This window comes from Ornithinicoccus hortensis, assembly GCF_006716185.1.
Lineage (GTDB): Bacteria > Actinomycetota > Actinomycetes > Actinomycetales > Dermatophilaceae > Ornithinicoccus > Ornithinicoccus hortensis.
On the sequence record NZ_VFOP01000001.1, the window covers coordinates 2928276 to 2950220 of the forward strand.

Consider the following 21945-nt stretch of genomic DNA (forward strand, 5'->3'; position numbering starts at 1 on the left):
TGCGTGGAAGCCGGTGCCGAGCATGGATACCTGGGCGGCGGTGCAGGGGCCCCATACCGCGGCTGCGTAGCCCGCCCCGGCCGAACCCTCTCCCCGACCACTCATCACACGCACCCCCTTTGGAACGCACTCCGGCCCTCCCCCACAACCTGCTGGGACCATCGGACCAACTCGATGCCTTCACCCTAGAGCGCGCCACCGACAGAGCCGCTGACCTGCACAAACACCACCGAACACCAGCGAACACCAGGCGGCATCACCCGACCTCGCCGCACCGATTCCAGCCCCGGGCCGCCGCCTGAGACCGGGCCCGACCCGGGCCCGGTCTCAGACGCTCAGCACCTGGCTAGGAGGTCCACGCCCGCCACAACGAGGCGTACTCACCATCCGCGGCGAGCAGTTCGTCGTGGCTGCCCAGCTCCGCGATCCGACCATCGATCACGACCGCGATCCGGTCGGCGTCGTGGGCGGTGTGCAACCGGTGGGCGATGGCGACGACGGTGCGGCCGGTGAGCAGCGCGCTCATCGACCCCTCGAGGTGCCGCGCGGTCCGCGGGTCGATCAGCGAGGTCGCCTCGTCCAGGACGAGGGTGTGCGGGTCCGCCAGGATCAACCGGGCCAGCGCGACCTGCTGCGCCTGCGCCGGGGTCAGCACCAGGTTGCCCGAGCCCAGCTCGGTGTCCAGACCCTCCGGCAGGGCCGACACCCAGTCCCAGGCATCCACCGTCCGCAGGGCCCGCACGACCTCCTCGTCCGGAGCACCGTCCCGCGCCAGCACCACGTTGTCCCGCACGCTCCCGCGGAACACGTGGTGCTCCTGGGTCACCAGCGCCACCTCGGCCCGGAGCGCCTGCAGCGGCAGCTCGGTGAGCTCGACGCCGCCGACCTGGACCGAACCAGTCCGCGGGGCATGGATGCCCCCGAGGAGGCGGCCCAGGGTGGACTTGCCGGACCCAGAGGGCCCGACGATGGCCAACCGCTCGCCGGGCTGCAGCTCCAGGTCGATCCCGTGCAGGACGTCGTGGTCCTCGCGGTAGGCATAGCGCAGGTCCTGACCGCGCAGGTCACGGCCGGAGGGCAGCGCCGTCCCGGGGGTGCGGCCGGCCGGGACCTCGGCGATGCCGAGCAACCGGGTCGTCGAGGCGACGCCGACCTGCAGCTCGTCGATGGTGCCGACCAGGCGGTCGAACGGGGCGTAGAACTGCTCGACATACAGCATCGCGGCGGTGATCTGGCCGAGGGTCAACCAGCCCTGCCCGTACCCCCACGCCCCGAGGACCAGGGTCACCACGCGGGGCAGGCTGAACGCGGTGTCCATCACCCCGAACAGCAGGTTGCGCAGGGTCAGCCCGTAGCGCTCCGCCTGCGCGGACACCTCGATGTCATCGCCGGCGGCCGCCCGGCGGACCGGCTGCAGGCCGAGTGCTTCGACGGTGCGGACGCCCTCGACGGTCTCGGTGAGGGTGGTGTTGATCTGCGAGTAGGTCGCGCCCTCGGTGAGGTACCCCGCGGGCGCCTCCCGCAGGTAGCGCCGGACCTGGATGACCGCGAGCGAGAGCAGCACCAGGACCGGCAGGGTCAGGAACCAGCTGTTGACGGCCATCGCGACCAGCGTGAGCAGGACCGTGATGGTGCCGATGATGAACTCCGGGATGGCGAACCGGACGCTGCGGCTCATCGCCCCGACGTCGCGGGTCACCCGGGTCACCAGGTCGCCGGTGCTGGCGTTCTCCACCCGCCCCAGCGGCAGGCGGAGCACCGCCCTGATCACGTATTCGCGGGCCTCGGCCAGCACGCCCTGCCCCAGCAGCGCGCCGCTCCACCGGGCCAGGAACATCATCACGGCCTGGGTGACCAACACAACGGTCACCAGGAGGACCAGACCGGTGGTCGCCTCGGCCAGGTCGATGCCGTCCGCGGCCGCCTCGTCGACCAACCGGCCCAACAGCATCGGCACGGCGAGGCCGGCGACGGCCGTCAGCGCGTTGGCGAGGACGACCAGCACGACCAACAGGCCGCGACGACGCAGCAGTCCGCCGAGGAAAGCCAGGACGGTGCGGCTGCGGGCCACCGGGAGGCCCCGTTCGGGGTCGAACGCCTGGGCCATGTGGGCCTGCGCCCGTTCCCGCCGTATGCCGTGTCGTTGCCAGAGCGCGCGCTGGCGCTCGGTGAGGCTGGCGCCGACCGGGGGCCTGAGGGTGTCGGGTATCGCCGGCGGGCGATCCGAGCGCTCCCGCCAGGTGTTCGGCGAATCGGCCAGGACTGACCGGTTCAGGTCGGTGCTCGTGCTCATCGGTGCCTCCTCTCCACCATGTCTGCCAGTTCCATGCCGGGGCGTGTGTCCCCGTCGCGGCCCTCGGGAGCGTCGGCCGCACCTTCCGGCCCGGCCACGGTGGCGCCGGCCGGATCCTCCGGTCCGGCCACCTCGGCCGCGCCGGGCAGCGGTGCGGTGTCCTCCGCGTCCTCCGCGGACTCCTCGCCCCGCAGCACCACGCGGCGGTAGGCCGCACTGCGCCGGGCCAGCTCCGCGTGGGTGCCGGTCTCGGTCACTACGCCGTCCTCGAGCAGGGCCACCTCGTCGGCCTGGTGCAGCATCAGCGGCGAGGCGGTCATCACCACGGTGGTGCGTCCGGACCTGGCCCGCGGCAACCGCTGCGCGATCACGGCCTCGGTGTGGGCGTCCACCGCCGAGGTCGGCTCGACGAGCACCAGGACGCCGACGTCGGTCGCCAGGGCACGTGCCAGCACGAGTCGCTGGCGCTGGCCTCCGGAGAGTCCACGGCCACGCTCCTCCAGCACGCCCTGCCACCCGCCGGGGAGCACGTCGTAGACGTCCTCGGCGGCGGCCGCGTGCAGCGCCTGCTCGGCGTCCTCCCGGTCGAGCCGGCCGTGCGGGTCGATGGCCTCCTGCAGCGTCCCGGCGAACACGTGCGCCCCGGTGTCGCTGACCAGGACGGCACGACGCACCTCGGTGATCGGCAGGTCGGCGAGGTCGACGCCGTCGAGGGTCACGCCCCAGCTGCCCCGGGCCCGTTCCAGGTCCCGTGCGTGCAGGGCACGACGCTGTTTCTCGGCCTCGGCCATCGCCCTGCGGGAGGCCCGGCCGGCGCCGATCTCCTCCCCGCCGTCCAGCGGCACCGGCTCGGTGTCGCCGGGCAGGTAGCGGCCCAGCCGGTCGGCCAGGGCGGCGCTGTCGTCGGGCCGGCCGCTGACCACCATGGTCAACCGGCCCGGGCGGACCCGCAGGCCCGACGCCTCGTCATACAGCTCGCCGACCCACTCCCGGTCGGCCCCGGCGCGCGACGGCTCGGCCGGGACCGGGGCAGTGTCGGACGCCACGGGCCACGGGGCCGGCTGACCGAGCACGCCGACCGCCTTGCGGGCCGAGACCCGGGTGCGGGTGTACTTCTGGGCGAACTCGAAGAAGGTGCGGATCGGCTGGACCAGGAAGAGGGCATAGCCGAGGAAGGTCACCAGCTCCCCGACCCGGAGCGCGCCGGACTGCACCTGGCGCACCCCCAACCACATCAGGGCCACCACGAAGAGCCCCGAGAGCAGCACCCCCACCGCCTCGACCAGGGCAGTCCAGGCGCCCGCCTGCACACCCGCGGCGCGGACCCGCTGGGAGGACGCGGCATACCCGTCGCCGAAGATCCGCTCGCCGCCGATCCCGCGCAGGATGCGCAGCCCACCGACGATGTCGGTCGCCTTGGAGGTCAGCGTCGAGTCCCGGGACCGTTCCCGCATCTGGGCGTTGCTCAAGGGACGCAGCAGCGGCGCGCTGACCAGCACGAGCAGCGGGGCGACCAGCAGCACGACGAGGCCCAACTGGAGGTTGATCTGCAGCACGATGGTGGCCACCAGCAGGTAGGCGACCAGGTTCCCGAGCGAGCGGGCAAAGATCTCCAGGAAGCCACCGAACTGGTCCCCGTCGCTGCCGGAGATGCTGAGCACCTCACCGGTCGGGCTGCGGCGGGTCAGCACGTGCCCGAGCTGCACCGCCTTGTTGCCGACCAGCCGGGTGGTGCCGTAGCCGGCGATCAGCCAGGACCGCACGATCACGGTGTGCGAGACCACGCCCGAGAGCGCGCCGAGCAGGGTGACGACCAGGAGCAGCCCGGCGAAACCGGCCACCACGGAGGGGTCGCCGGCCAGGATGCCGTCGTCGATGACCCGGCCGAAGATCCACGGGGTCAGCGCGGTGGGCAGCACCCAGAACAGCATCGTCACGGTGGCGACCAGCACGAGATCGCCCTGCTGCCGGATCAGCCACCACAGGAAGCGGTTCGGTGATCGGGTGTCAGGGCGTTGCGAGGCCCCCTCGGTGTATGCCGAGATGGTGGGTGGGAAGTCATGCATAGCCCGCCAAGACTAAGTGGCCACCACCGCTGCGGCCTACCGGTTTTCCCCGAGCCCAGGGGGCTCAGGTCCAGCGGATCGGCAACCGCTTGATCCCGCGCTGGAAGGAGGACCGGAGCAGCGCCGGCGCGCCGGCTGGTTCGAGCCAGGAGGTCCGGGCCAGCAGCCCCGTGAACATGGTGCGCATCTGCACCCGGGCCAGGTGCGCCCCGAGGCAGAAGTGTGGCCCGTGGCCGAACACCAGGTGGTCCCGCGCCTCCCGGGTCACGTCGAAGTCCTCCGGGCGCTCGAACACCCGCGGGTCGCGGTTGGCGGACAGGAAGCTCACCACCACCTTGTCCCCGGCCGCGACGGGCTGGTCGCCGACGACGGTGTCCCGGGTCGCGGTGCGCCGGAACACCATGACCGGGGTCCACCAGCGCAGCATCTCCTCCACGGCGGCCGGTATGCGGTCTGGTTCGGCCCGCAGCAGCCGTTGCGTGTCCGGGTGGGTGAGCAGGGCGTGCATCCCGCCGGGCAGACCGTTGCGCAGCGTCTCGTTGCCGGCCACCGCGAACAGCCAGAACATGTTCTCGAACTCCTCGACGCTGATCGCGTCGGCCTGGCCGAGCATGATCGACATGACGTCGTCGCCGGGGTCCTGCTGCTTGCGTTCCCCGAGCAGGTGGGCATAGCGGTAGAGGTCCGGCATCCCCTCCCGCGACCGCGGGTCCGGCATCCGGCCCTCGGCGTCGGGCTCGGGCCGGACGGCGAGCGCCTCCCGGGCCAGGTCGGTGCCGGCCGCCGGGTCGAAGGCCGCGCTCGTGGCGTAGTCGGGGTCCTGGAAGCCGATCACCCGGTTGGACCAGTCGAAGAGCAGCATCCGGTCCTGGGGAGGCACCCCGAGCACGTCGGCCAGGGTGAGCAGCGGCAGGTCGGCGGCCACGTCCTTGGCGAAGTCCAGCTCCTGCCCCGGCCCGGTCAGCGCCCGGTCCACGATCGCGCTCACGTGCCCGGCGATCTGCTCCTCCAACCGGGTCACCGCCCGCGCGCTGAACGAACGCTGCAGCGGCCGCCGCAGCCGGGTGTGCTCCGGCGGGTCCTGGTTGAGCATCATCCGCTGCACGTAGGCGAGGTCCTCGGGCTTGGCCGGGTCACGCACCTGGGTCGCGCCGGTGTGCGAGGAGAAGGTCGCCGGGTCCTTCAGGACCGACTGCACGTCCGCATGCCGCAGCACCAGCCAGTAGCCCGGCCCACCGGGGAAGCCCGGGCCGGGTGGTTCCTCGACCCACACCACACCCGGGTCCGTCTCACGGAGCCGGGCGAGCACCTCCAGGGGCGCCCCCTCGACATACGTCCCCGGGTCGTGCACCACCGAGGTGCCCTCGGCGGCCACGCGGACGCCGGCCGACGCACTCACTGCCCGGCGCTCACTTGTCGGCCAGGAACGCCTCGATCGCGGTGGCGAGCGCGACCGGGACCTCGTGCATCGCGTAGTGACCGCACGCGGGCAGCTCGACCAGCTCGACACCGTCATACTGCTGCTGCCAGGTCTGCCGCATCGCCTCGGCCGACAGCGCGGGGTCGTGCTCCCCCACGATGACCGCGATGGGCGTGGTGGGGCTGCCGATGCCGGCCGTGTAGTCGTCGTTGACCCAGGACTGGACGGCGCCGGCGAAGGCCGCCACGTCGGCGGTGCTGGTGGAGAAGTCCCGCATCGAGTCCAGCCAGGCGCCGGAGTTGCGGTTGCCGGTCGTGAAGTCGATGATCGCGCGCCGCTTCGCCGGGTCGTCGGGGGCGCCGAAGAACAGGCCCTGGCCGTCCTCGTCCAGGGGCAGCGGCGCGGCGGACACGGGGCTGATCCCGATTAGGGCACGCACCCGGTCGCCCGCCTGCTGCAACAGGGACGCCGCGGCCTTGCCGCCCATCGAGTGGCCCACCACGGAGAACCGGTCCAGACCCAGCTCGTCGGCCGCGGCCAACGCGTCGGCGGCGTACTCCTGCATGGTGAACTCCCCGGTCTCGCCCTGGCGGGCGCCGTAACCGCGCATCTCCGGGAAGTAGTAGGTGTAGGTGTCGCCGTCGACCACTTCGGGCAGGTAGCCCCACCCGTCGGCCGCCCCGAACCACCCGTGCAGGCAGAGCACCGCATGCTCCCCCGTGCCGACCCGCTTGACCTCACCCATGCTGGTTCCTCCTCGTCGAGTACTTCGGGCCCAGTATGCCGGGTGGGCCCGACAGCGCCTGCCGCTCCCGCCTGGACCTCTCCCCTCAGGCTCCCCTGCGCTTGCGGTCGGCCAGGAACCGCCGTTCCTCCGGCACCTGCAGGTCGTCGCACAGCGTCGTCCAGACGGTGCGGACCGGGACGCCGTCCTCGACCGCCTGCAGCACGGTCCGGTCGCCGAGGGCGTGCAGGGCGTGGCCGGCGGCCAGGGTCCGGGCATACGCGGGGCCGAACTCCTGGTCCATCAGCTGCCAGAACTCACTCAACCGCATGCCCACCACCCGTTCTCCACGGTGCAACGGTACGGCGTCTGGTGGCGCACCGTCACCCGAGCAACCAGACGGTGACCAGCATCGCCGGCATCGCGAGCACGGTGGTCAGGAAGACGCCGTCGCGGGCGATCCGGACGGCACGTCCGTAGGCGACGGCGAGGATGAAGACGTTCTGCGCGGTGGGCAGTGCGGCGATCACGGTGGCTGCCGTCAGCTCGGCGTGCCCCAGGCCCAGCACGAAGTGCCCGACGAGGGCGGTGAACAGCGGCATGAGGCCTAGTTTGGAGAGCACCACGAACGCCAACTCTGGCGCGGTGCCGCCGGCCCCCGGACGCGGGGAGAGCCGCAACGAGATACCGAAGGCCAACAGCATGGACGGGATCGCGATCCCGGAGATGAGCTCGATCGGGTCGATCACGAAGCCGGGCAGCCGGATGTCGGCCAGCCCCACCCCCAGACCGAGGAGCGAGGCGACGGTGAGCGGGTTGGTGAAGGGGCGCCCCAGCATACGGAGGACGGAGGCCCGCCCTCCCCCGGACACGTCGAGCCCCGCCAGCCAGAACGGCTGCAGCACCAGCAGCTGGAAGAGCAGGATCGGCGCGGCGAGCGAGGCGTCCCCCAGGACGTAGGCGGCGATCGGCAGGCCCAGGTTGTTGGCGTTCACGTAGGAGACGACCATCCCGCCCATGAACAGGTGCGTCGGGTCACGCTTCCAGACCAACCGCGCCACGAGGATGTAGGTGGCGCTGGTCAGCACCACCCCACTGATGGTGGCCGCCAGGTAGCCGGAGAACAACACGGCCGTCTCGGCGCGCGAGACCACGATGAAGAGCAGCGCGGGTGAGCCGATCCGGAAGGTGAGCTGGGCCAGGATCCGCTGCTCGGTCTCGCCGAACAGGCCGAGGTGCGCGACGAGCCACCCGACGGCGACGACCACGCCGATCAGCCCGAAGCCCTGCACCACGGCACCCACGGGGGCAGTATCGCGGTCCGGGAGTGAGATGATGTCACCGGGCCCGGACAACGAGACTCGACGGAGGAACCAGTGGGAGCCAAGGACACGCGCGGTTATGACGACCTGGTCTGGTGGCAGAAGCTGCTGGTGCACGCCAAGGTGTGGCAGCCCCCGCACCGCACCAAGCACCACGAACTGCGGGACATGGAGCGCCCCGTGCCGCCGCCGGTCACCGGCGCCTACGGCAACGAGGTCGTCCAGCCGAGCAAGCCGCGGCTGGTGCCGCAGCGGGAGGACAACCGCGGCTGAACATCCGGCTCTGTCGGTCGGCCGTGACAGGCTGACCGGGTGAGTGAGAGTGGCGGGGGTCCGGAGGCGGCACACGACGCGCTGCGCCGCTTCTCACCCGCGACACGTGCCTGGTTCGACGCCTCCTTCGCGGGGCCGACCACCGCCCAGGCCGGTGCCTGGGATGCGATCTCGGCGGGGCAGCACACCCTGGTGGTGGCCCCGACCGGGTCCGGCAAGACGCTCTCGGCCTTCCTGTGGGCGCTGGACCGGATCTGCACCACCCCCCGCGAGCCCGACCTGGCCCGGTGCCGGGTCGTCTACGTCTCCCCGCTGAAGGCGCTGGCCGTCGACGTGGAGCGCAACCTGCGCTCGCCGCTGGTCGGCATCCGGCACGCCGCGAGACGGCTGGGCCAGCAGGTCCCCGACGTCCGGGTCGCGATGCGCTCCGGGGACACCCCGGCGAACGAGCGGCGCGCGTTCGCCAAGGACGGCGCGGACGTGCTCATCACCACTCCGGAGTCGCTCTTCCTCCTGCTCACCTCCCGCGCCCGCGAGGCATTGGCAGCGGTCGAGACGGTGATCGTCGACGAGGTGCACGCCGTCGCCGGCACCAAGCGCGGGGCGCACCTGGCCGTGACCCTGGACCGGCTCGACGCCCTGCTGCTCGAGCCCGCCCAGCGGATCGGGTTGTCCGCCACCGTGCGCCCGGTCGAGGAGGTCGGCCGGTTCCTGACCGGCGGCCGACCGGTCAGCATCGTCCAGCCACCCTCGGCGAAGCAGTGGGACCTCCAGGTCGTCGTCCCGGTGCCCGACCTGACGGACCCGGGAGCCATGGCCACGGGAGCCCCCGGCCAGCCGCCAGCCGAGGCGGAAAGTGACCAGCCCGTCGAGCCGCCCGTGGAGGAGGACGAGCCGTGGCAGGAAGGTGTCGGACCGGTGCTGCCGGACCTGGACGGCGACGACTTCGCGGCATGGGCCCCGGCGCAGGACCCGCAGGAACGGGCCTCGGTGTGGCCGCACGTCGAGCACCGGATCGCCGACCTGGTGGCCGACCACTCCTCCACCCTGGTCTTCGCCAACTCCCGGCGCCTGGCCGAACGCCTCACCTCCCGGCTCAACGAAATCGCCGAGGAGACCGCCGAGGAGGCCGCGGATGCGACCGCGGGCGCGACCGCGGTCACCGAGGGAGGCAGGCCTCCTGCGCAGGTGATGGGCCAGGCGGGCGCGTCCCGGGGTGCCCCCTCGGTACTGGCGCGGGCCCACCACGGCTCGGTCAGCAAGGAGCACCGGGCCGAGATCGAGGACGCCCTCAAAGGGGGGCGGCTGCCGGCCGTCGTGGCGACCAGTTCCCTCGAGCTGGGGATCGACATGGGCGCCATCGACCTCGTCGTCCAGGTCGAGTCGCCACCGAGCGTGGCCAGTGGTCTGCAGCGGGTGGGACGGGCCGGGCACCAGGTGGGTGCGGTGTCCCGGGGCGTGCTCTTCCCCAAGCACCGGGGTGACCTCGTGCAGACGGCCGTCGTCGTCGACCGGATGCGGGCCGGCCTGATCGAGCGGCTCGCGGTGCCGACCAACCCGTTGGACGTGCTCGCCCAGCAGGTGGTCGCGATGGTCGCGATGGACGACTGGACGGTCGAGGAGCTGTATGCCCTGGTCCGCCGGTCGGCGCCGTTCGCCTCGCTGCCCCGGCCGCTGCTGGAGGCCACCCTCGACATGCTGGCCGGTCGCTACCCGGGTGAGGACTTCGCCGACCTGCGTCCACGGTTGGTGTGGGACCGGATCACCGACACGCTGTCCGCCCGTCGCGGGGCCCAGCTCCTCGCGGTCACCAGCGGCGGCACGATCCCCGACCGGGGGCTGTATGCCGTGATGCTCGCCACGGGCGACGGCCCCGGCCGCCGGGTGGGCGAGCTGGACGAGGAGATGGTCTACGAGTCGCGGGTCGGCGACGTATTCACCCTCGGGACGTCGTCCTGGCGGATCGAGGAGATCACCCACGACCAGGTCCGGGTGACGCCGGCCCCCGGCCAGGTCGGGCGGTTGCCGTTCTGGAAGGGCGACAGCCTGGGGCGTCCCGCCGAGCTGGGCGCCGCGGTGGGCGCCTTCGTCCGGGAGGTGGCCGGGGGGAGCGAGCCACGGGTCCGCGAGCGACTGCATACGGCCGGGCTCGACGACTGGGCCGTCGACAACCTGGTGCACTACGTCGCCGAGCAGCAGGAGGCGACCGGCCAGGTGCCGGACGACCGGACCATCGTGGTCGAGCGCTTCAGGGACGAGGTCGGCGACTGGCGGGTCGTGATCCACTCCCCCTACGGCACCCCCGTGCACGCCCCGTGGGCGCTGTGCCTGGGCGCCCGGATGCGGGAACGCTACGGCACCGACGTGCAGGCCATGGCGGCCGACGACGGGATCGTCCTGCGGCTGCCCGAGCTGGAGGACGCGAGCGCCCTGGACCGTGACCTGGCCAAGTTACTCACCCTCGATCCCGCCGAGGTACACGACCTGGTCACCACGGAGATCGGCGGGTCCGCCCTGTTCGCCGCCCGGTTCCGGGAGTGCGCCGCGCGGGCGCTGCTCCTGCCCCGGCGACGGCCCGACCGGCGGCAACCGCTCTGGCAGCAGCGGCAGCGGTCCGCCCAACTGCTGGAGGTGGCCGCCCGGTATCCCTCGTTCCCGATCGTGCTCGAGGCGGTCCGCGAGTGCGTGCAGGACGTCTACGACGTCGAGGCGCTCACCGCCCTGATGCGGCAGCTGGCGGACCGCTCCGTGCGGATGGTCTCGGTGGAGACGAGCACCGCCTCGCCGTTCGCCCGGTCGCTCCTGCTGGGCTACGTCGCGCAGTACCTCTACGAGGGCGACTCGCCGCTGGCCGAGCGCCGGGCAGCCGCGCTGTCCCTGGACCCCATCCTGCTGGCCGAGCTGCTCGGTCGCGGAGAGGGCGCGTCGCTGGCCGACCTGCTCGACCCGGAGGTGGTCGCCCGCACCGGGGCCGAGCTGCAGCGGCTGGTCCCCGAACGGGCCGCCCGCGACGCCCAGGACGTGCTGGACCTGGTGCGCACGCTGGGGCCCCTGACCCCGCCCGAGATCGCGCAGCGGACCCAGGAGGAGCACCGGTCGGCCGTCGACGCCTGGCTGACCGACCTGCAGGAGCGGCGACAGGTCATCGAGGTCCGGATCGCCGGTGAGGCCCGCTGGGCCGACGCGCAGGACGCCGCCCGGTTGCGGGACGCCCTCGGGGTGGCGCTGCCGCCAGGGGTGGCGGCGACCTTCCTGGAGCCGGTCGAGGATCCGCTGGGTGACCTGGTCGTGCGGTACGCCCGCACGCACACGCCGTTCACCCTCGAGGAGCTGGCCGGCCGGCTCGGGCTGGGCAGCGCCGTCGCCGGCGACGCGGTCCGCCGCCTGGTGTCAGCCGGTCGCCTGGTCGAGGGGCGCCTGCGGCCTGACCACGACGCCGAGGGCGGTCATCCCTCCGGGGGTTCCTCCGCACCGGACCTGTGCGACGCCGAGGTGCTGCGGATGCTGCGCCGGCGGTCGCTGGCGGCGCTGCGGCAGGAGGTCGAGCCGGTCACCCAGCAGGCCTACGCCCGGTTCCTGCCCACCTGGCAGTCGGTGGGCGCGCTGCGCGGCGTGGACGGGGTGCACCGCGCCGTGGAGCAGCTCGCCGGCGCACGGCTGCCCGCGAGCGCGCTGGAGTCCCTGGTGCTGCCCGCACGGGTCGTGGACTACGCGCCCGGGATGCTCGACGAGCTGATGACCGCCGGCGAGGTCGTGTGGCAGGGACACGGGCCGATCCCCGGCGACGACGGGTGGATCTCCCTGCACCTGGCCGACACGGCACCACTGACCCTGGCCGACCCGGCCCCCGTGGGCGACGACACGGGCCAGCACCTGGTCGACCTGCTCGCCCCCGGTGGGGCGTACTTCTTCCGGGGACTCTCCGACGCGCTGGCCGCGTCCGTGCGCAGCGCCCGGGAGTCGGCGGGCGACCCCCTCGACGGCGGCCTCGACGACGCCACCGTGCTGCACAGCCTGTGGGAACTGGTCTGGGCCGGACGGGTCACCGGCGACACCCTGGCCCCGGTCCGTGCCCTGCTGGGCGGGGGCAGGAGCGCCCACCGGTCCCGCCGGTCCGGTGCCCGCTCGACCCGGTGGACCCGCTCGTCGGTGGCCCTCGCCTCCCGACCGGGACGGCCCGCGGTCCCGACCCGGTCGGGTCCGCCGACCGGCGCCGGCCGGTGGTCCGCCCTCCCCCTCCTCGAGCCGGACAGCACCGCCCGCGCGCTCGCGACCGCCGAGCAACTGCTCGACCGCTACGGCGTGCTCACCCGCGGCAGCGTGGTCAACGAGGGCACCCCCGGCGGGTATGCCGGGGTCTACCGGGTGCTCGCAACCGCCGAGGAGGCCGGCCGGGTGCGCCGCGGCTACTTCGTCGAGCACCTGGGCGCCGCCCAGTTCGGCGCCACCGGGGCGATCGACCGGCTCCGGCTGACCGCGCAGCACGAGGCGGGGAGCCACGAGGTGGGGAGCCGCGATAGTTCGGAGTCGTCCACGGTCCTGGTCCTCGCCGCGACCGACCCGGCCAACCCCTACGGGGCCTCCGTGCCGTGGCCGGACCGCGCGGGCGACGGCGGCGACGCCACGCACCGGCCGGGTCGCAAGGCCGGGGCGATCGTGGTGCTCGTGGACGGCCGCCTCGCGCTCTACCTCGAGCGGGGCGGCCGCACTGCCCTGACCTTCACCGCGGACCCGGAGATCTCCTCCGAGGTGGCCCGAGTGCTCGCCGAGCAGGTCCGGCGCGGCCGCCTGGCGTCGCTGACCATCACCAAGGTCGATGGCGACCCCGCCCTGTCCTCGGAGCACCCCCTGGCCGGGGCCCTCCAGGAGCACGGGTTCCACACGGCCCCACAGGGTCTGCGGCTGCGCCGTTAGACGGCCCACTCGGCGTCGGACCCCCGGCCGGTCCGGTCCACCATGGGTTCGCCGCCGGAGCAGTCCATGTCGGACTTCCCGCAGGACCGGTGGGGCCCGGTGTCCCGCCGCGCGGTTCCCGGTACTTGACACCCTCCCCGTCTCTGCGCACCATGTGCGCATTGGCTAGGCCAATCCCGCCCACTCCTTGCCTCCCGGCACGACGAAAGCAGACGGATGACCCAGGCACCCACCAAACAAGGCACCACACTCTCGCGCGCCATGCGGCCGGTGAACCGGGTGGTCGAGAACTTCATCCCCTCGGCCCTGGTCTTCGCCATCGTGCTGTCCTTCGTGGTCGCCCTGCTGGCGCTGATCCTGACCGACTCGGGACCGACCCAGGTCGTGCGGACCTGGGGCGACGGCCTGTCCGGCCTGCTCGCCTTCATGACCCAGATGGCGCTGATCCTGATGCTCGGGCACGTGCTGGCGCACACCCGTCCCGTCCGCAAGATCCTGCGCTACCTGGCGAGCCTGCCCAAGACATCGATGCAGGCCTACATGTACGTCCTGCTGGTCGCCGCGGTGGCGTCCCTGATCACCTGGGGGCTCGGCCTGATCGTGGGTGCGATGCTGGCCAAGGAGGTCGCCGCGCAGGGCAAGGAACGCGGCATCAAGCTGCACTTCCCGATGCTGATCGCCGCGGGCTACTCCGGCTACGTGGTCTGGCACATGGGCTACTCCGGGTCGGCCCCGCTGACGGCCGCGACGCCGGACTCCTTCGTCTCCGAGTACCTCGGCTCCCCCGTGCCGGTCTCCGAGACGACCTTCGCCACCTGGAACCTGATCGCCATCGTCGCCGTGGTCGCCTGCGTCGCCTTCGCCCTCTTCCTGGTGGCGCCGCGCGGTGAAGACACGATCATCGAGCTCGAGCAGGACCTTCGCGAGGGCGACGTGGAGATCGACGACGAGGTCGTCACGCCCGCGGACCGGGTCGACGCGAGCCGGCTGCCCACGCTCCTCGTCGGCCTGATGCTGACCTTCTACCTGGTTCTCCACTTCGGCGACGGCGGCGGCCTGACCCTGGACATCGTGAACTGGACGTTCCTGGCCCTGATCCTGCTGCTGGTGCGCAACCCGTTCGAACTCATCGCCCTGGTCCGCAATGCCGCGTCCAACGTCGGGGAGATCCTGCTCCAGTTCCCGCTGTATGCCGGCATCATGGGCATCATGGGCGGCACCGGCCTGATCGCGGTGCTCTCCGACGCCTTCGTGTCGGTCGCCTCCCCCGCCACCTTCGGCCTCCTGGCATTCCTGTCCGCCGGCCTGGTGAACTTCTTCGTCCCCTCCGGTGGTGGGCAGATGGCCGTCCAGGGGCCGCTGCTGCTCGACGCCGCCGAGAAGATCGGTGTCGACCCGTCGATCGCCATCATGGCGCTGTCCTACGGCGACCAGTGGACCAACATGATCCAGCCGTTCTGGGCCCTGCCGGTGCTGGCCATCGCGGGCCTGAAGATGCGCGACATCCTCGGCTACACCACCGTGACGCTGATCGCCTCCGGCATCGCGATGGGCGCCACCATGCTCATCGTCTCCGGATGACCGGCGCCTGGCCCGGGCCGGCCGCGGACCCGGCGGCACACCGGTTGGTCCGGGACGTCGCCGCCGGCCGGGCCAGCGCCGTCGAGGTCGCCAGGGCGACGCTGCGGGCAGCCGACGAGGCCGAGCCGCGGATCGCGGCCTTCACCGTCCTGGACCCCGACCTGGTGCTGCGGGATGCCGCGGTCGTCGACGGGCTCGCCGGGTCCGACCGGGCCCGGCGCCCGTTGGCCGGGCTACCCGTGGCGGTGAAGGACATCATCGACACCGCGGGCCTGCCCACGGCATACGGCTCGCCCATACACGCCGGCCACCGCCCCACCGAGGACGCGGAGGTGGTGCGCCGGTTGCGGGCAGCCGGCGCGGTGCCGTTCGGCAAGACGACCACCACCGAGTTCGCCCTGTTCGCCCCGACCGCGACGCGCAACCCGTGGGACCCGGAGCGCACCCCCGGCGGTTCCTCCAGCGGTTCGGCGGCCGCCGTGGCGGCCGGTGCGGTGCCGGTCGCCCTGGGGACCCAGACCGCCGGGTCGGTGATCCGGCCGGCCTCGTTCAACGGGGTCGTCGGCTTCAAGCCGACCCACGGCACAGTCCCCACGGCCGGGGTCAAGGACCTCAGCCCCAGCTTCGACACGGTCGGCGTCCTGGCCCGCACCGTCGACGATGTCGCCCTGGTCTACGGCGCCATCGCCGATGGTCCCCCTGTGGACGGGACGCCGGACGATGGGACGGCGGATGATGGGGGCGCGCCGCGTCGGTTGGCGGTCTTCCGGACCGGCCAGTGGGACCAGGTCGAGGCGGCGGTCCGGGCGGCCTTCGACGCGGCCGTGGACGAGATCGCGGACCGGGACGGTTGGGAGGTGGCCGACCTGCCGTGGAGCGAGGAGACGCACGAGGAGCTGACCCACGCCCAGTCGATCCTGATGGAGGTCGAGGCGCTGGCGGCGCTGGACGCCGAGTACCGCGGGCACCGCGACCTCTGCTCGCCGCAGCTGGTCGACTACCTGGACCGCGCCACCACCCGCAGCGCCGAGGACGCCGAACGCGCCAGGGCGACCATCGACCGGGCCCGCGAGTCCTTCCACGCGGCCGCCTCGGGGTTCGCCGGCGTGCTCACCCCCGCCGCGCACGGCGAGGCACCGCCCCGCGCCACCACCGGTGACCCCTGGTTCAGCCGGGCCTGGACCGCGCTGGGCGGACCGACGGTCAGCCTCCCGTTGCTGCGGGGCGAGCACGGACTCCCGGTCGGACTGCAACTGGCCGGGCACCGGGGACAGGACCTCGACCTGCTGGCCGTGGCGTCGGCCCTGATGCCGTCCGCTCGCTGAGCGCGGCGACCTCGCCGTCTGGCACAGTCTCGGGCATGAGGGATAGACGCTACCGGGCGGTGAGCCGTGCCCGAGGGTGATGCCGTGTGGCGCACCGCCCGGCGTCTCCACGAGGCGCTGGCCGGGGCTGTCCTGCGGGGCTCCGACCTGCGCGTCCCCGCCCTGGCCACGCGGGACCTCTCCGGGCGACGCACCATTGAGGTCGTCCCGCGGGGCAAGCACCTGCTGCACCGGGTGGAGGGCGGCATCACCCTGCACAGCCACCTCCGGATGGACGGCAGCTGGCGGATCGCCCCCGCGAGCGCGCGCCCGGCCGCCGGCCGACGGCATACCGTCCGCGCCCTGCTGTGGACCGACCGGCACGTGGCGGTCGGTGACCAGCTGGGGATGCTCGACCTGGTGCGCACCGACGACGAGGCGACCCTCGTCGGCCACCTGGGACCGGACCTGCTGGACCCGGGGTTCGACGGCGACCTGGCGCTGGCCAACCTGCGGCGCGAGCCGGACCGGCCGGTGGCCGAGGCGCTGCTGGACCAGCGCAACCTGTGCGGGATCGGCACGATCTTTGCCAGCGAGCCGCTGTTCGAGCACGGCGTCGACCCCTGGGCCCTCGTCGGCGAGCTGCCCGACGAGGTGCTGGCCACGGTGGTCGGCACCGCCCGGGCCCGGATGGTGCACTCGGCCCGGGTCGGCTTCACCGTCACGACCGGCCGGTCCGACCGGAGGCCCGAGGCGTGGGTGTTCGGACGCAAGGGCCAGCCCTGTCGCCGCTGCGGGACCGTCATCGACCAGGGCACGGTCGGGGAGCCGCCGCGCCAGCGGGTGCTGAGCTACTGCCCTGTCTGCCAGCGCGGCGGGCGGATGTCAGGCAGCTGAGACGACGCGGCGGCGGATCTCGTCGTGCCGGATCGGCTTGGCCAGGCCCTCGTTGAGCATCGTGGCGACCTGCTGGTCGGCGGCCTCGGAGATGCTGACCCGGTCGGCCACGTTGGACAGCATCTGCGACAGCGGCAGGTCCAGTGCCTTGCAGATGGAGGCGAGCAACTCGGAGGAGGCTTCCTTCTCCCCGCGCTCGACCTCGCTCAGGTAGCCCAGGGAGACCGACGCCGAGGCCGAGACCTCGCGCAGGGTTCGGCCCTGGTGCTGGCGCTGCTCACGCAGCACGTCGCCCAACTCACGTCGTAGCAGAACCATCGCCTATCCCTCCTTCACTCCTGAACCCTGGCGTCCATGGGGTCAACCGTACCTTGCCGGTCCCGGAATCGCGGGGGTTATCCCCCTCCAGTGCGGCCAGCAGCAGGTCAAGCGCCTGTCGCACGGTCTCGTCCCGGATCTGATCCCTGGTGCCTGTGAGGTTCAACGTCCGGGACAGCCGAACTTCTTCCCTCGCCCCGTCGGAGGGAGGACCGGTGACCGCTAGGTGCACCCTGCCGACCGGCTTGCCCTCCGCGGGGTCGGGACCGGCGACGCCCGTCGTCGCCACGCCCCAGTCGGCCTCCAGCACCCGGCGGGTCCCGTCCGCCATGGCCACGGCCGTCTCGGCCGACACCGCGCCGAGCGTCTCGAGCAGGTCGCCCGGGACCCCCAGCACGGTTTGCTTGACCTCGGTGGCATAGCTGACCACCCCACCCCGGACCACGGCGCTGGCCCCGGGCACCGTGGTGAGGGCCGCGCTGACCAGGCCCCCGGTGAGCGACTCCGCCGTGGCCACGGACCGGTCCACGGCTAGGAGCGCGCGGACGACGGCAGCGGCGAGTTCGGTGGTGGCGAGACCGCCCAGCCCGTCGCCAGGAGGGGCGTCGCCCGGTGACGCGTCGCCCGGGGAGGTCACGACGTGCCGGCACCCCGGCGCAGCCGCAGCGCCTGGAGCACGTAGTCGAGGCCGGTGACCACGGTGACGACCAGGGCGGCATACATCACCCACAGGCCCAGGGAGTGCAGGAAGCCGGTCAGCGGGAGGATGAGCAGCAACAGGCCCAGCCCCTGGAGGGCGGTCTTCAACTTGCCGCCGCGGCTGGCCGGGATGACCCCGATCCGGATCACCCAGAAGCGCAGCAGGGTGATCCCGAGCTCGCGGGCCAGGATGACGACGGTGATCCACCAGGGCAGGTCGCCCAGGATCGACAACCCGACCAGGGCCATCCCCATCAGCGCCTTGTCGGCGATCGGGTCGGCCACCTTACCGAAGTCGGTGACCAGTCCCCGGCGCCTGGCCAGGTCCCCGTCCAGCCAGTCGGTGGCGGTCGCGATCGAGAAGACCACGGCGGCCCAGATCCGCAACGCGGTCGACTCGCCGCCCTGGCTGAGCAGCAACCAGCCGAAGACCGGGACCAGGATCACCCGCAGCACGGTCAGCGCGTTGGGCAGGTTCCAGGGGCTGACCCGCTCGCTGCGGTCCGCCAGGTGGTCCGCGCCGCCGGCTGCCGACCCGGGGCTCACCGGAGCTCGCCCTTCATGAGGCCACCAGGTCCACTCCCTCGGTGCCCACAACCGTGGCGGTGACGATCTCACCGACGGCCACACCCGGCATACCGGTCAGGATGGTGACCCCGTCGACGTCCGGGCCCTGCTGCTCCGCCCGGCCGACGACCTCGCCGTCCCCGTCGGCGTCGACCTCCTCGACCAGGACGGACACGGTCTCGCCGATCCGTTCCTCGGCGCGCTGGGCGGTGAGCTGCTCGACCAGGTCGGTGACCTCGGTGACCCGCTCGGCGATAGTGGCCTGGTCCAGCTTCTGGCCATAGCCCTCTGCCTCGGTGCCGTCCTCGTCGGAGTAGCCGAAGACACCGACGACATCGAGCCGGGCCGCGTCCAGGAAGTCGGTCAGCTCGGCGACGTCGTCCTCGGTCTCTCCGGGGAATCCGACGATGACGTTGGAACGGATCCCGGCCCGCGGGAGGCGGGTGCGGACCTGCTCGAGCAGGCTGAGGAAGGACTCGCGGTCACCGAACCGGCGCATCCGGCGCAGCAGCGGGCCGGAGGCGTGCTGGAAGGAGATGTCGAAGTAGGGCACGACGCCGGGGGTGCCGGCCATCACGTCCAGCAGGTCGGGGCGGATCTCCGCGGGCTGCAGGTAGGAGACCCGCACCCGCTCGATGCCGTCGACCGCGGCGAGCTCGGGCAGCATCTTCTCCAGCAGCCGGAGGTCGCCGAGGTCCTTGCCGTATGAGGTGGTGTTCTCGCTGACCAGGAAGACCTCCTTGACGCCGCGCTCGGCGAGCCAGCGGGCCTCCTCGAGAATCTCGTGCGGTCGCCGGGAGACGAAGGAGCCCCGGAACATCGGGATCGCGCAGAAGGCGCACCGCCGGTCGCACCCGGACGCGATCTTCAGGGGTGCCCACGGTCGCCCGTCGAGCCGCGCCCGGACCACGGGCGGGCCGGACGCCGGACCGGCGGGTTGCTGGTGCCCGGGGAGTGCGATGCCCTCGATCCGCTCCTGGCGGGCCACCGGCGCGATCGGCAGCAGGGTGCGCCGGTCCCGCGGGGTGTGCGCGGCCGGTGCGTGCCCGTCGAGCACGGCCTGCAGGTTGGCCGACATGTCCTGGTAGGAGTCGAAGCCGAGCACCGCATCGGCCTCGGGCAGCTGGTCGGCCAGCTGGTTGCCGTAGCGCTCGGCCAGGCACCCCACGGCCACGACGGCCTTGGTGCGGGCGCTGCCCTTGAGGTCGCCGGCCTCCAGCAGCGCGTCGATCGAGTCCTTCTTGGCCTGCTCGACGAAGCCGCAGGTGTTGACGACCGCGACGTCGGCCTCCCCCGCGTCGTCGACCAGCTGCCAGCCCTCCGAGGCGAGCCGACCGGCCAACTCCTCGGAGTCGACCTCGTTGCGGGAGCAGCCCAGCGTCACCAGGGCCACGGTGCGCTGCGGCCGGGAGGTCTCGGTCGCCGAACTCATACCGCCACCTTATGGGCAGTTGGGGCGTGGCCCTGCCAGGCGGCGCTGTGCCGTGGCGTTGAATGGCCGTATGCCGACACCTGACACCTCCCCCTCCCTCGCCCGCGTGACCGCCCTGTTGCGCGATCACCCGTTGGTCGACGGGCACAACGACCTGCCCTGGGCGGCACGCAAACTGGTCGGCTACGACTTCGACGCGCTCGACATCGCGGGCGACACCTCCGACCGGACACACACAGACCTGCCCCGGCTGGCGGCTGGGGGCGTCGGCGCCCAGTTCTGGTCGGTCTTCGTCCCGTCCGGCCTCAGCGGGGACGACGCGGTGAGCGCGACGCTGGAACAGATCGACTGCGTGTACACCATGGCCGACCGGTATGCAGACCGGCTGGGACTGGCGAGGACCGCGGACGAGGTGGAGCAGGTCTTCGCCAGCGGCCGCGTCGCCTCGCTGATGGGCGCCGAGGGCGGCCACTCGATCCACAGCTCGCTCGGCACGCTGCGGATGCTGTACGCACTGGGTGTGCGCTACCTGACCCTGACGCACAACGACAACACACCCTGGGCCGACAGCGCCACGGACGAGCCCGAGCACGGCGGGCTGACCGACTTCGGGCGGGACGTGGTCCGCGAGATGAACCGGCTCGGCATGTTGGTCGACCTCTCCCACGTCTCCGCCGACACGATGCGCGACGCCCTGGACACCACGACCGCGCCGGTTGTCTTCTCCCACTCCGGCGCCCGGGCGGTCTGCTCCTCCCCCAGGAACGTCCCGGACGACGTGCTCGAGCGGCTCGCCGGCAACGGCGGCACCTGTATGGCGGTCTTCGTCCCGGCGTTCGTCTCCCAGGACTGTTGGGACTGGCGAGCCGAGGCGGGAGAGGCGGCCAGGGCGGCCGGGATCGCCCCCACCGACATCGAGGCGTTCACGCCGTTCATGGCCTCCTACCAGGAGCAGCACCCACGGCCGGTGGCCACCATCGGGGACGTGGTGCGGCACATCGAGCACCTGCGCGACGTGGCCGGGGTCGACCACATCGGGATCGGCGGGGACTACGACGGCACGGACGTGCTGCCGGACGGGCTGGAGGACGTCACCGGCTACCCGCGGCTGTTCGCCGCCCTGGCCGACCGCGGCTGGTCCGAGGCCGACCTGGTCAAGCTGGCCGGAGGCAACGTGCTGCGCACGCTGCGGGGCGCCGAGGACGTGGCGGGGGACTAGCCGGAGGCGGCGCACTCACCGGAAGGAGCGCACGCACCACAGGTGCAGCGCGGCCAGTCGACCAAGAGACAGCGTCAACATAGGTTGACACCATCAACGAGTCAACCTATGTTGACGGCATGGATAGTTCCACCCTGGTTGGGACGGCTGCGGGCGATGACCCCCGGACCGGACTACGCGCGGTCAAGGCGCTGCGCCAGCTCCTCGAGCAGCTCGAGGCGGCGCAGGTCCGACGCGCCCGGGCGCAGGGCTGGTCCTGGCAGGAGATTGCCGAGGTCCTCCAGGTGAGCAAGCAGGCGGTCCACCGCAAGCACCGGAACAGCTGAGCCGGACCTGTTCCCACCGGGACCTGGGTCAGGAGGAGGAAGACATGTTCGAACGATTCAGCCGGGCCGCCAAGGCGGCGGTGAAGGCCGCGCAGGGCGTCGCGGCACAGGACCGAGCGGCCGAGGTCCGACCCGAGCACCTGATGCGTGGCGTGCTGGCCGAGGACGCCCTGGTCAGCGCCCTGTTGGACCACCTGGGCACCAATGCTGCATCCGTGCAGGAGGCGCTGGACCGGCGCGCCAGGCGCTTCCCCGACGGCCTCGACGCCGACGACGCGTCCGCCCTGCAGTCGATCGGGATCGACCTGGCCGAGATCACCGCGAAGCTCGGCCCGGATCTCGCTCCCCCACGTCGCGGCAGCAACCCGCCGTACTCACGGGGCGCCAAGAAAGCGCTTGAGCTGGCGCTGCGGGAAGCGATCAACCTGGGCGATCGGTCGATCGGCGGCGAGCACCTGCTGTTGGGCCTGGCCCGCGGCGGCGACCGCACGGTCGCCGATGCGTTGGCGGACTGCGGCCTGGACCTCCCCACGATCCGCTCGGCCGTCGTGGAGCGCCACCGCGCGGCGGGCTGACCGCGTGGGCTCGCA

General features: G+C 72.7%; 18 protein-coding genes. 8 read left to right on the forward strand and 10 right to left on the reverse strand.

Annotation, left to right across the window (positions count from 1 at the left end; all coding sequences use genetic code 11):
- Nucleotides 1-346: 346 nt before the first annotated feature.
- From FB467_RS13660 to FB467_RS13685, 6 genes are all read right to left on the reverse strand, one after another.
- Nucleotides 347-2293: an ABC transporter ATP-binding protein gene (locus FB467_RS13660; RefSeq protein WP_141785589.1), complete on the reverse strand. Its 1947-nt coding sequence runs from the start codon at nt 2291-2293 to the stop codon at nt 347-349.
- Nucleotides 2290-4359 (reverse strand): ABC transporter transmembrane domain-containing protein, encoded by a 2070-nt coding sequence (locus tag FB467_RS13665; protein ID WP_141785590.1) that lies wholly within the window; start codon nt 4357-4359, stop codon nt 2290-2292. Before FB467_RS13665 ends, FB467_RS13660 begins: the two co-directional genes overlap by 4 nt.
- 64 nt (nt 4360-4423) lie before the next feature.
- Nucleotides 4424-5758: a cytochrome P450 gene (locus FB467_RS13670; protein WP_228393191.1), complete on the reverse strand. Its 1335-nt coding sequence runs from the start codon at nt 5756-5758 to the stop codon at nt 4424-4426.
- 10 nt (nt 5759-5768) lie between these two features.
- Nucleotides 5769-6524: an alpha/beta fold hydrolase gene (locus FB467_RS13675; RefSeq protein ID WP_141785591.1), complete on the reverse strand. Its 756-nt coding sequence runs from the start codon at nt 6522-6524 to the stop codon at nt 5769-5771.
- A gap of 85 nt (nt 6525-6609) precedes the next feature.
- On the reverse strand, nt 6610-6834 hold the full coding sequence (locus tag FB467_RS13680; protein ID WP_141785592.1) for a DUF3046 domain-containing protein: 225 nt from the start codon (nt 6832-6834) through the stop codon (nt 6610-6612).
- 52 nt (nt 6835-6886) lie between these two features.
- Nucleotides 6887-7807: an AEC family transporter gene (locus tag FB467_RS13685; RefSeq protein WP_141785593.1), complete on the reverse strand. Its 921-nt coding sequence runs from the start codon at nt 7805-7807 to the stop codon at nt 6887-6889.
- Nucleotides 7808-7879: 72 nt separating this feature from the next.
- Between FB467_RS13685 and FB467_RS13690 the strand changes: the two genes are divergently transcribed.
- The 5 genes from FB467_RS13690 (at nt 7880) to FB467_RS13710 (ending at nt 16794) form a co-directional block, all read left to right on the forward strand.
- Nucleotides 7880-8098, forward strand: coding sequence for a hypothetical protein (locus FB467_RS13690; RefSeq protein WP_141785594.1), 219 nt, complete (start codon nt 7880-7882; stop codon nt 8096-8098).
- A gap of 39 nt (nt 8099-8137) precedes the next feature.
- Nucleotides 8138-13012: an Lhr family ATP-dependent helicase gene (locus FB467_RS13695; RefSeq protein WP_141785595.1), complete on the forward strand. Its 4875-nt coding sequence runs from the start codon at nt 8138-8140 to the stop codon at nt 13010-13012.
- A gap of 216 nt (nt 13013-13228) precedes the next feature.
- Nucleotides 13229-14593: a short-chain fatty acid transporter gene (locus FB467_RS13700; protein ID WP_228393192.1), complete on the forward strand. Its 1365-nt coding sequence runs from the start codon at nt 13229-13231 to the stop codon at nt 14591-14593.
- Complete coding sequence (locus FB467_RS13705) at nt 14590-15918, forward strand: amidase (protein WP_141785596.1); 1329 nt, start codon at nt 14590-14592, stop codon at nt 15916-15918. The genes FB467_RS13700 and FB467_RS13705 overlap by 4 nt, the downstream gene beginning before the upstream one ends.
- A gap of 66 nt (nt 15919-15984) precedes the next feature.
- Nucleotides 15985-16794: a DNA-formamidopyrimidine glycosylase family protein gene (locus FB467_RS13710; protein ID WP_141785597.1), complete on the forward strand. Its 810-nt coding sequence runs from the start codon at nt 15985-15987 to the stop codon at nt 16792-16794.
- On the opposite strand, the gene FB467_RS13715 is transcribed toward FB467_RS13710, so the two are convergent.
- From FB467_RS13715 to rimO, 4 genes are read right to left on the reverse strand one after another with little or no spacing between them, the layout of a single operon-like run.
- Nucleotides 16783-17112, reverse strand: coding sequence for a helix-turn-helix domain-containing protein (locus FB467_RS13715; protein ID WP_141785598.1), 330 nt, complete (start codon nt 17110-17112; stop codon nt 16783-16785). The two genes, FB467_RS13710 and FB467_RS13715, sit on opposite strands and share 12 nt — an antisense overlap.
- Nucleotides 17093-17749, reverse strand: a complete 657-nt coding sequence (locus FB467_RS13720) for a CinA family protein (protein WP_228393194.1) — start codon at nt 17747-17749, stop codon at nt 17093-17095. Before FB467_RS13720 ends, FB467_RS13715 begins: the two co-directional genes overlap by 20 nt.
- On the reverse strand, nt 17746-18357 hold the full coding sequence (pgsA, locus tag FB467_RS13725) for a CDP-diacylglycerol--glycerol-3-phosphate 3-phosphatidyltransferase (protein ID WP_141785599.1): 612 nt from the start codon (nt 18355-18357) through the stop codon (nt 17746-17748). Before pgsA ends, FB467_RS13720 begins: the two co-directional genes overlap by 4 nt.
- Before the next feature lie 13 nt (nt 18358-18370).
- Complete coding sequence (gene rimO / locus FB467_RS13730; protein WP_141785600.1) at nt 18371-19810, reverse strand: 30S ribosomal protein S12 methylthiotransferase RimO; 1440 nt, start codon at nt 19808-19810, stop codon at nt 18371-18373.
- A 70-nt stretch (nt 19811-19880) separates the two neighbouring features.
- Between rimO and FB467_RS13735 the strand changes: the two genes are divergently transcribed.
- The 3 genes from FB467_RS13735 to FB467_RS13745 all read left to right on the forward strand — a co-directional run bounded on the left by FB467_RS13735 (nt 19881) and on the right by FB467_RS13745 (nt 21930).
- Nucleotides 19881-21029 carry a dipeptidase gene (locus tag FB467_RS13735; RefSeq protein WP_141785601.1) on the forward strand — a complete coding sequence of 383 codons (1149 nt, stop codon included), beginning with the start codon at nt 19881-19883 and terminating at the stop codon, nt 21027-21029.
- Nucleotides 21030-21148: 119 nt separating this feature from the next.
- Nucleotides 21149-21355, forward strand: coding sequence for a helix-turn-helix domain-containing protein (locus FB467_RS13740; protein ID WP_141785602.1), 207 nt, complete (start codon nt 21149-21151; stop codon nt 21353-21355).
- Between the two features lie 44 nt (nt 21356-21399).
- Complete coding sequence (locus tag FB467_RS13745) at nt 21400-21930, forward strand: Clp protease N-terminal domain-containing protein (RefSeq protein WP_141785603.1); 531 nt, start codon at nt 21400-21402, stop codon at nt 21928-21930.
- Nucleotides 21931-21945: the final 15 nt, after the last annotated feature.

Bases quoted from the DNA above. Each gene is read 5' to 3' on its own strand.
- FB467_RS13705 (WP_141785596.1), top strand. From the start codon at position 14,590: ATGACCGGCGCCTGGCCCGGGCCGGCCGCGGACCCGGCGGCACACCGG.
- FB467_RS13665 (WP_141785590.1), bottom strand. From the start codon at position 4,359: ATGCATGACTTCCCACCCACCATCTCGGCATACACCGAGGGGGCCTCG.
- FB467_RS13735 (WP_141785601.1), top strand. From the start codon at position 19,881: ATGCCGACACCTGACACCTCCCCCTCCCTCGCCCGCGTGACCGCCCTG.
- FB467_RS13660 (WP_141785589.1), bottom strand. From the start codon at position 2,293: ATGAGCACGAGCACCGACCTGAACCGGTCAGTCCTGGCCGATTCGCCG.
- FB467_RS13680 (WP_141785592.1), bottom strand. From the start codon at position 6,834: ATGCGGTTGAGTGAGTTCTGGCAGCTGATGGACCAGGAGTTCGGCCCC.
- FB467_RS13740 (WP_141785602.1), top strand. From the start codon at position 21,149: ATGGATAGTTCCACCCTGGTTGGGACGGCTGCGGGCGATGACCCCCGG.
- FB467_RS13745 (WP_141785603.1), top strand. From the start codon at position 21,400: ATGTTCGAACGATTCAGCCGGGCCGCCAAGGCGGCGGTGAAGGCCGCG.
- FB467_RS13700 (WP_228393192.1), top strand. From the start codon at position 13,229: ATGACCCAGGCACCCACCAAACAAGGCACCACACTCTCGCGCGCCATG.
- rimO (WP_141785600.1), bottom strand. From the start codon at position 19,810: ATGAGTTCGGCGACCGAGACCTCCCGGCCGCAGCGCACCGTGGCCCTG.
- FB467_RS13675 (WP_141785591.1), bottom strand. From the start codon at position 6,524: ATGGGTGAGGTCAAGCGGGTCGGCACGGGGGAGCATGCGGTGCTCTGC.
- FB467_RS13715 (WP_141785598.1), bottom strand. From the start codon at position 17,112: ATGGTTCTGCTACGACGTGAGTTGGGCGACGTGCTGCGTGAGCAGCGC.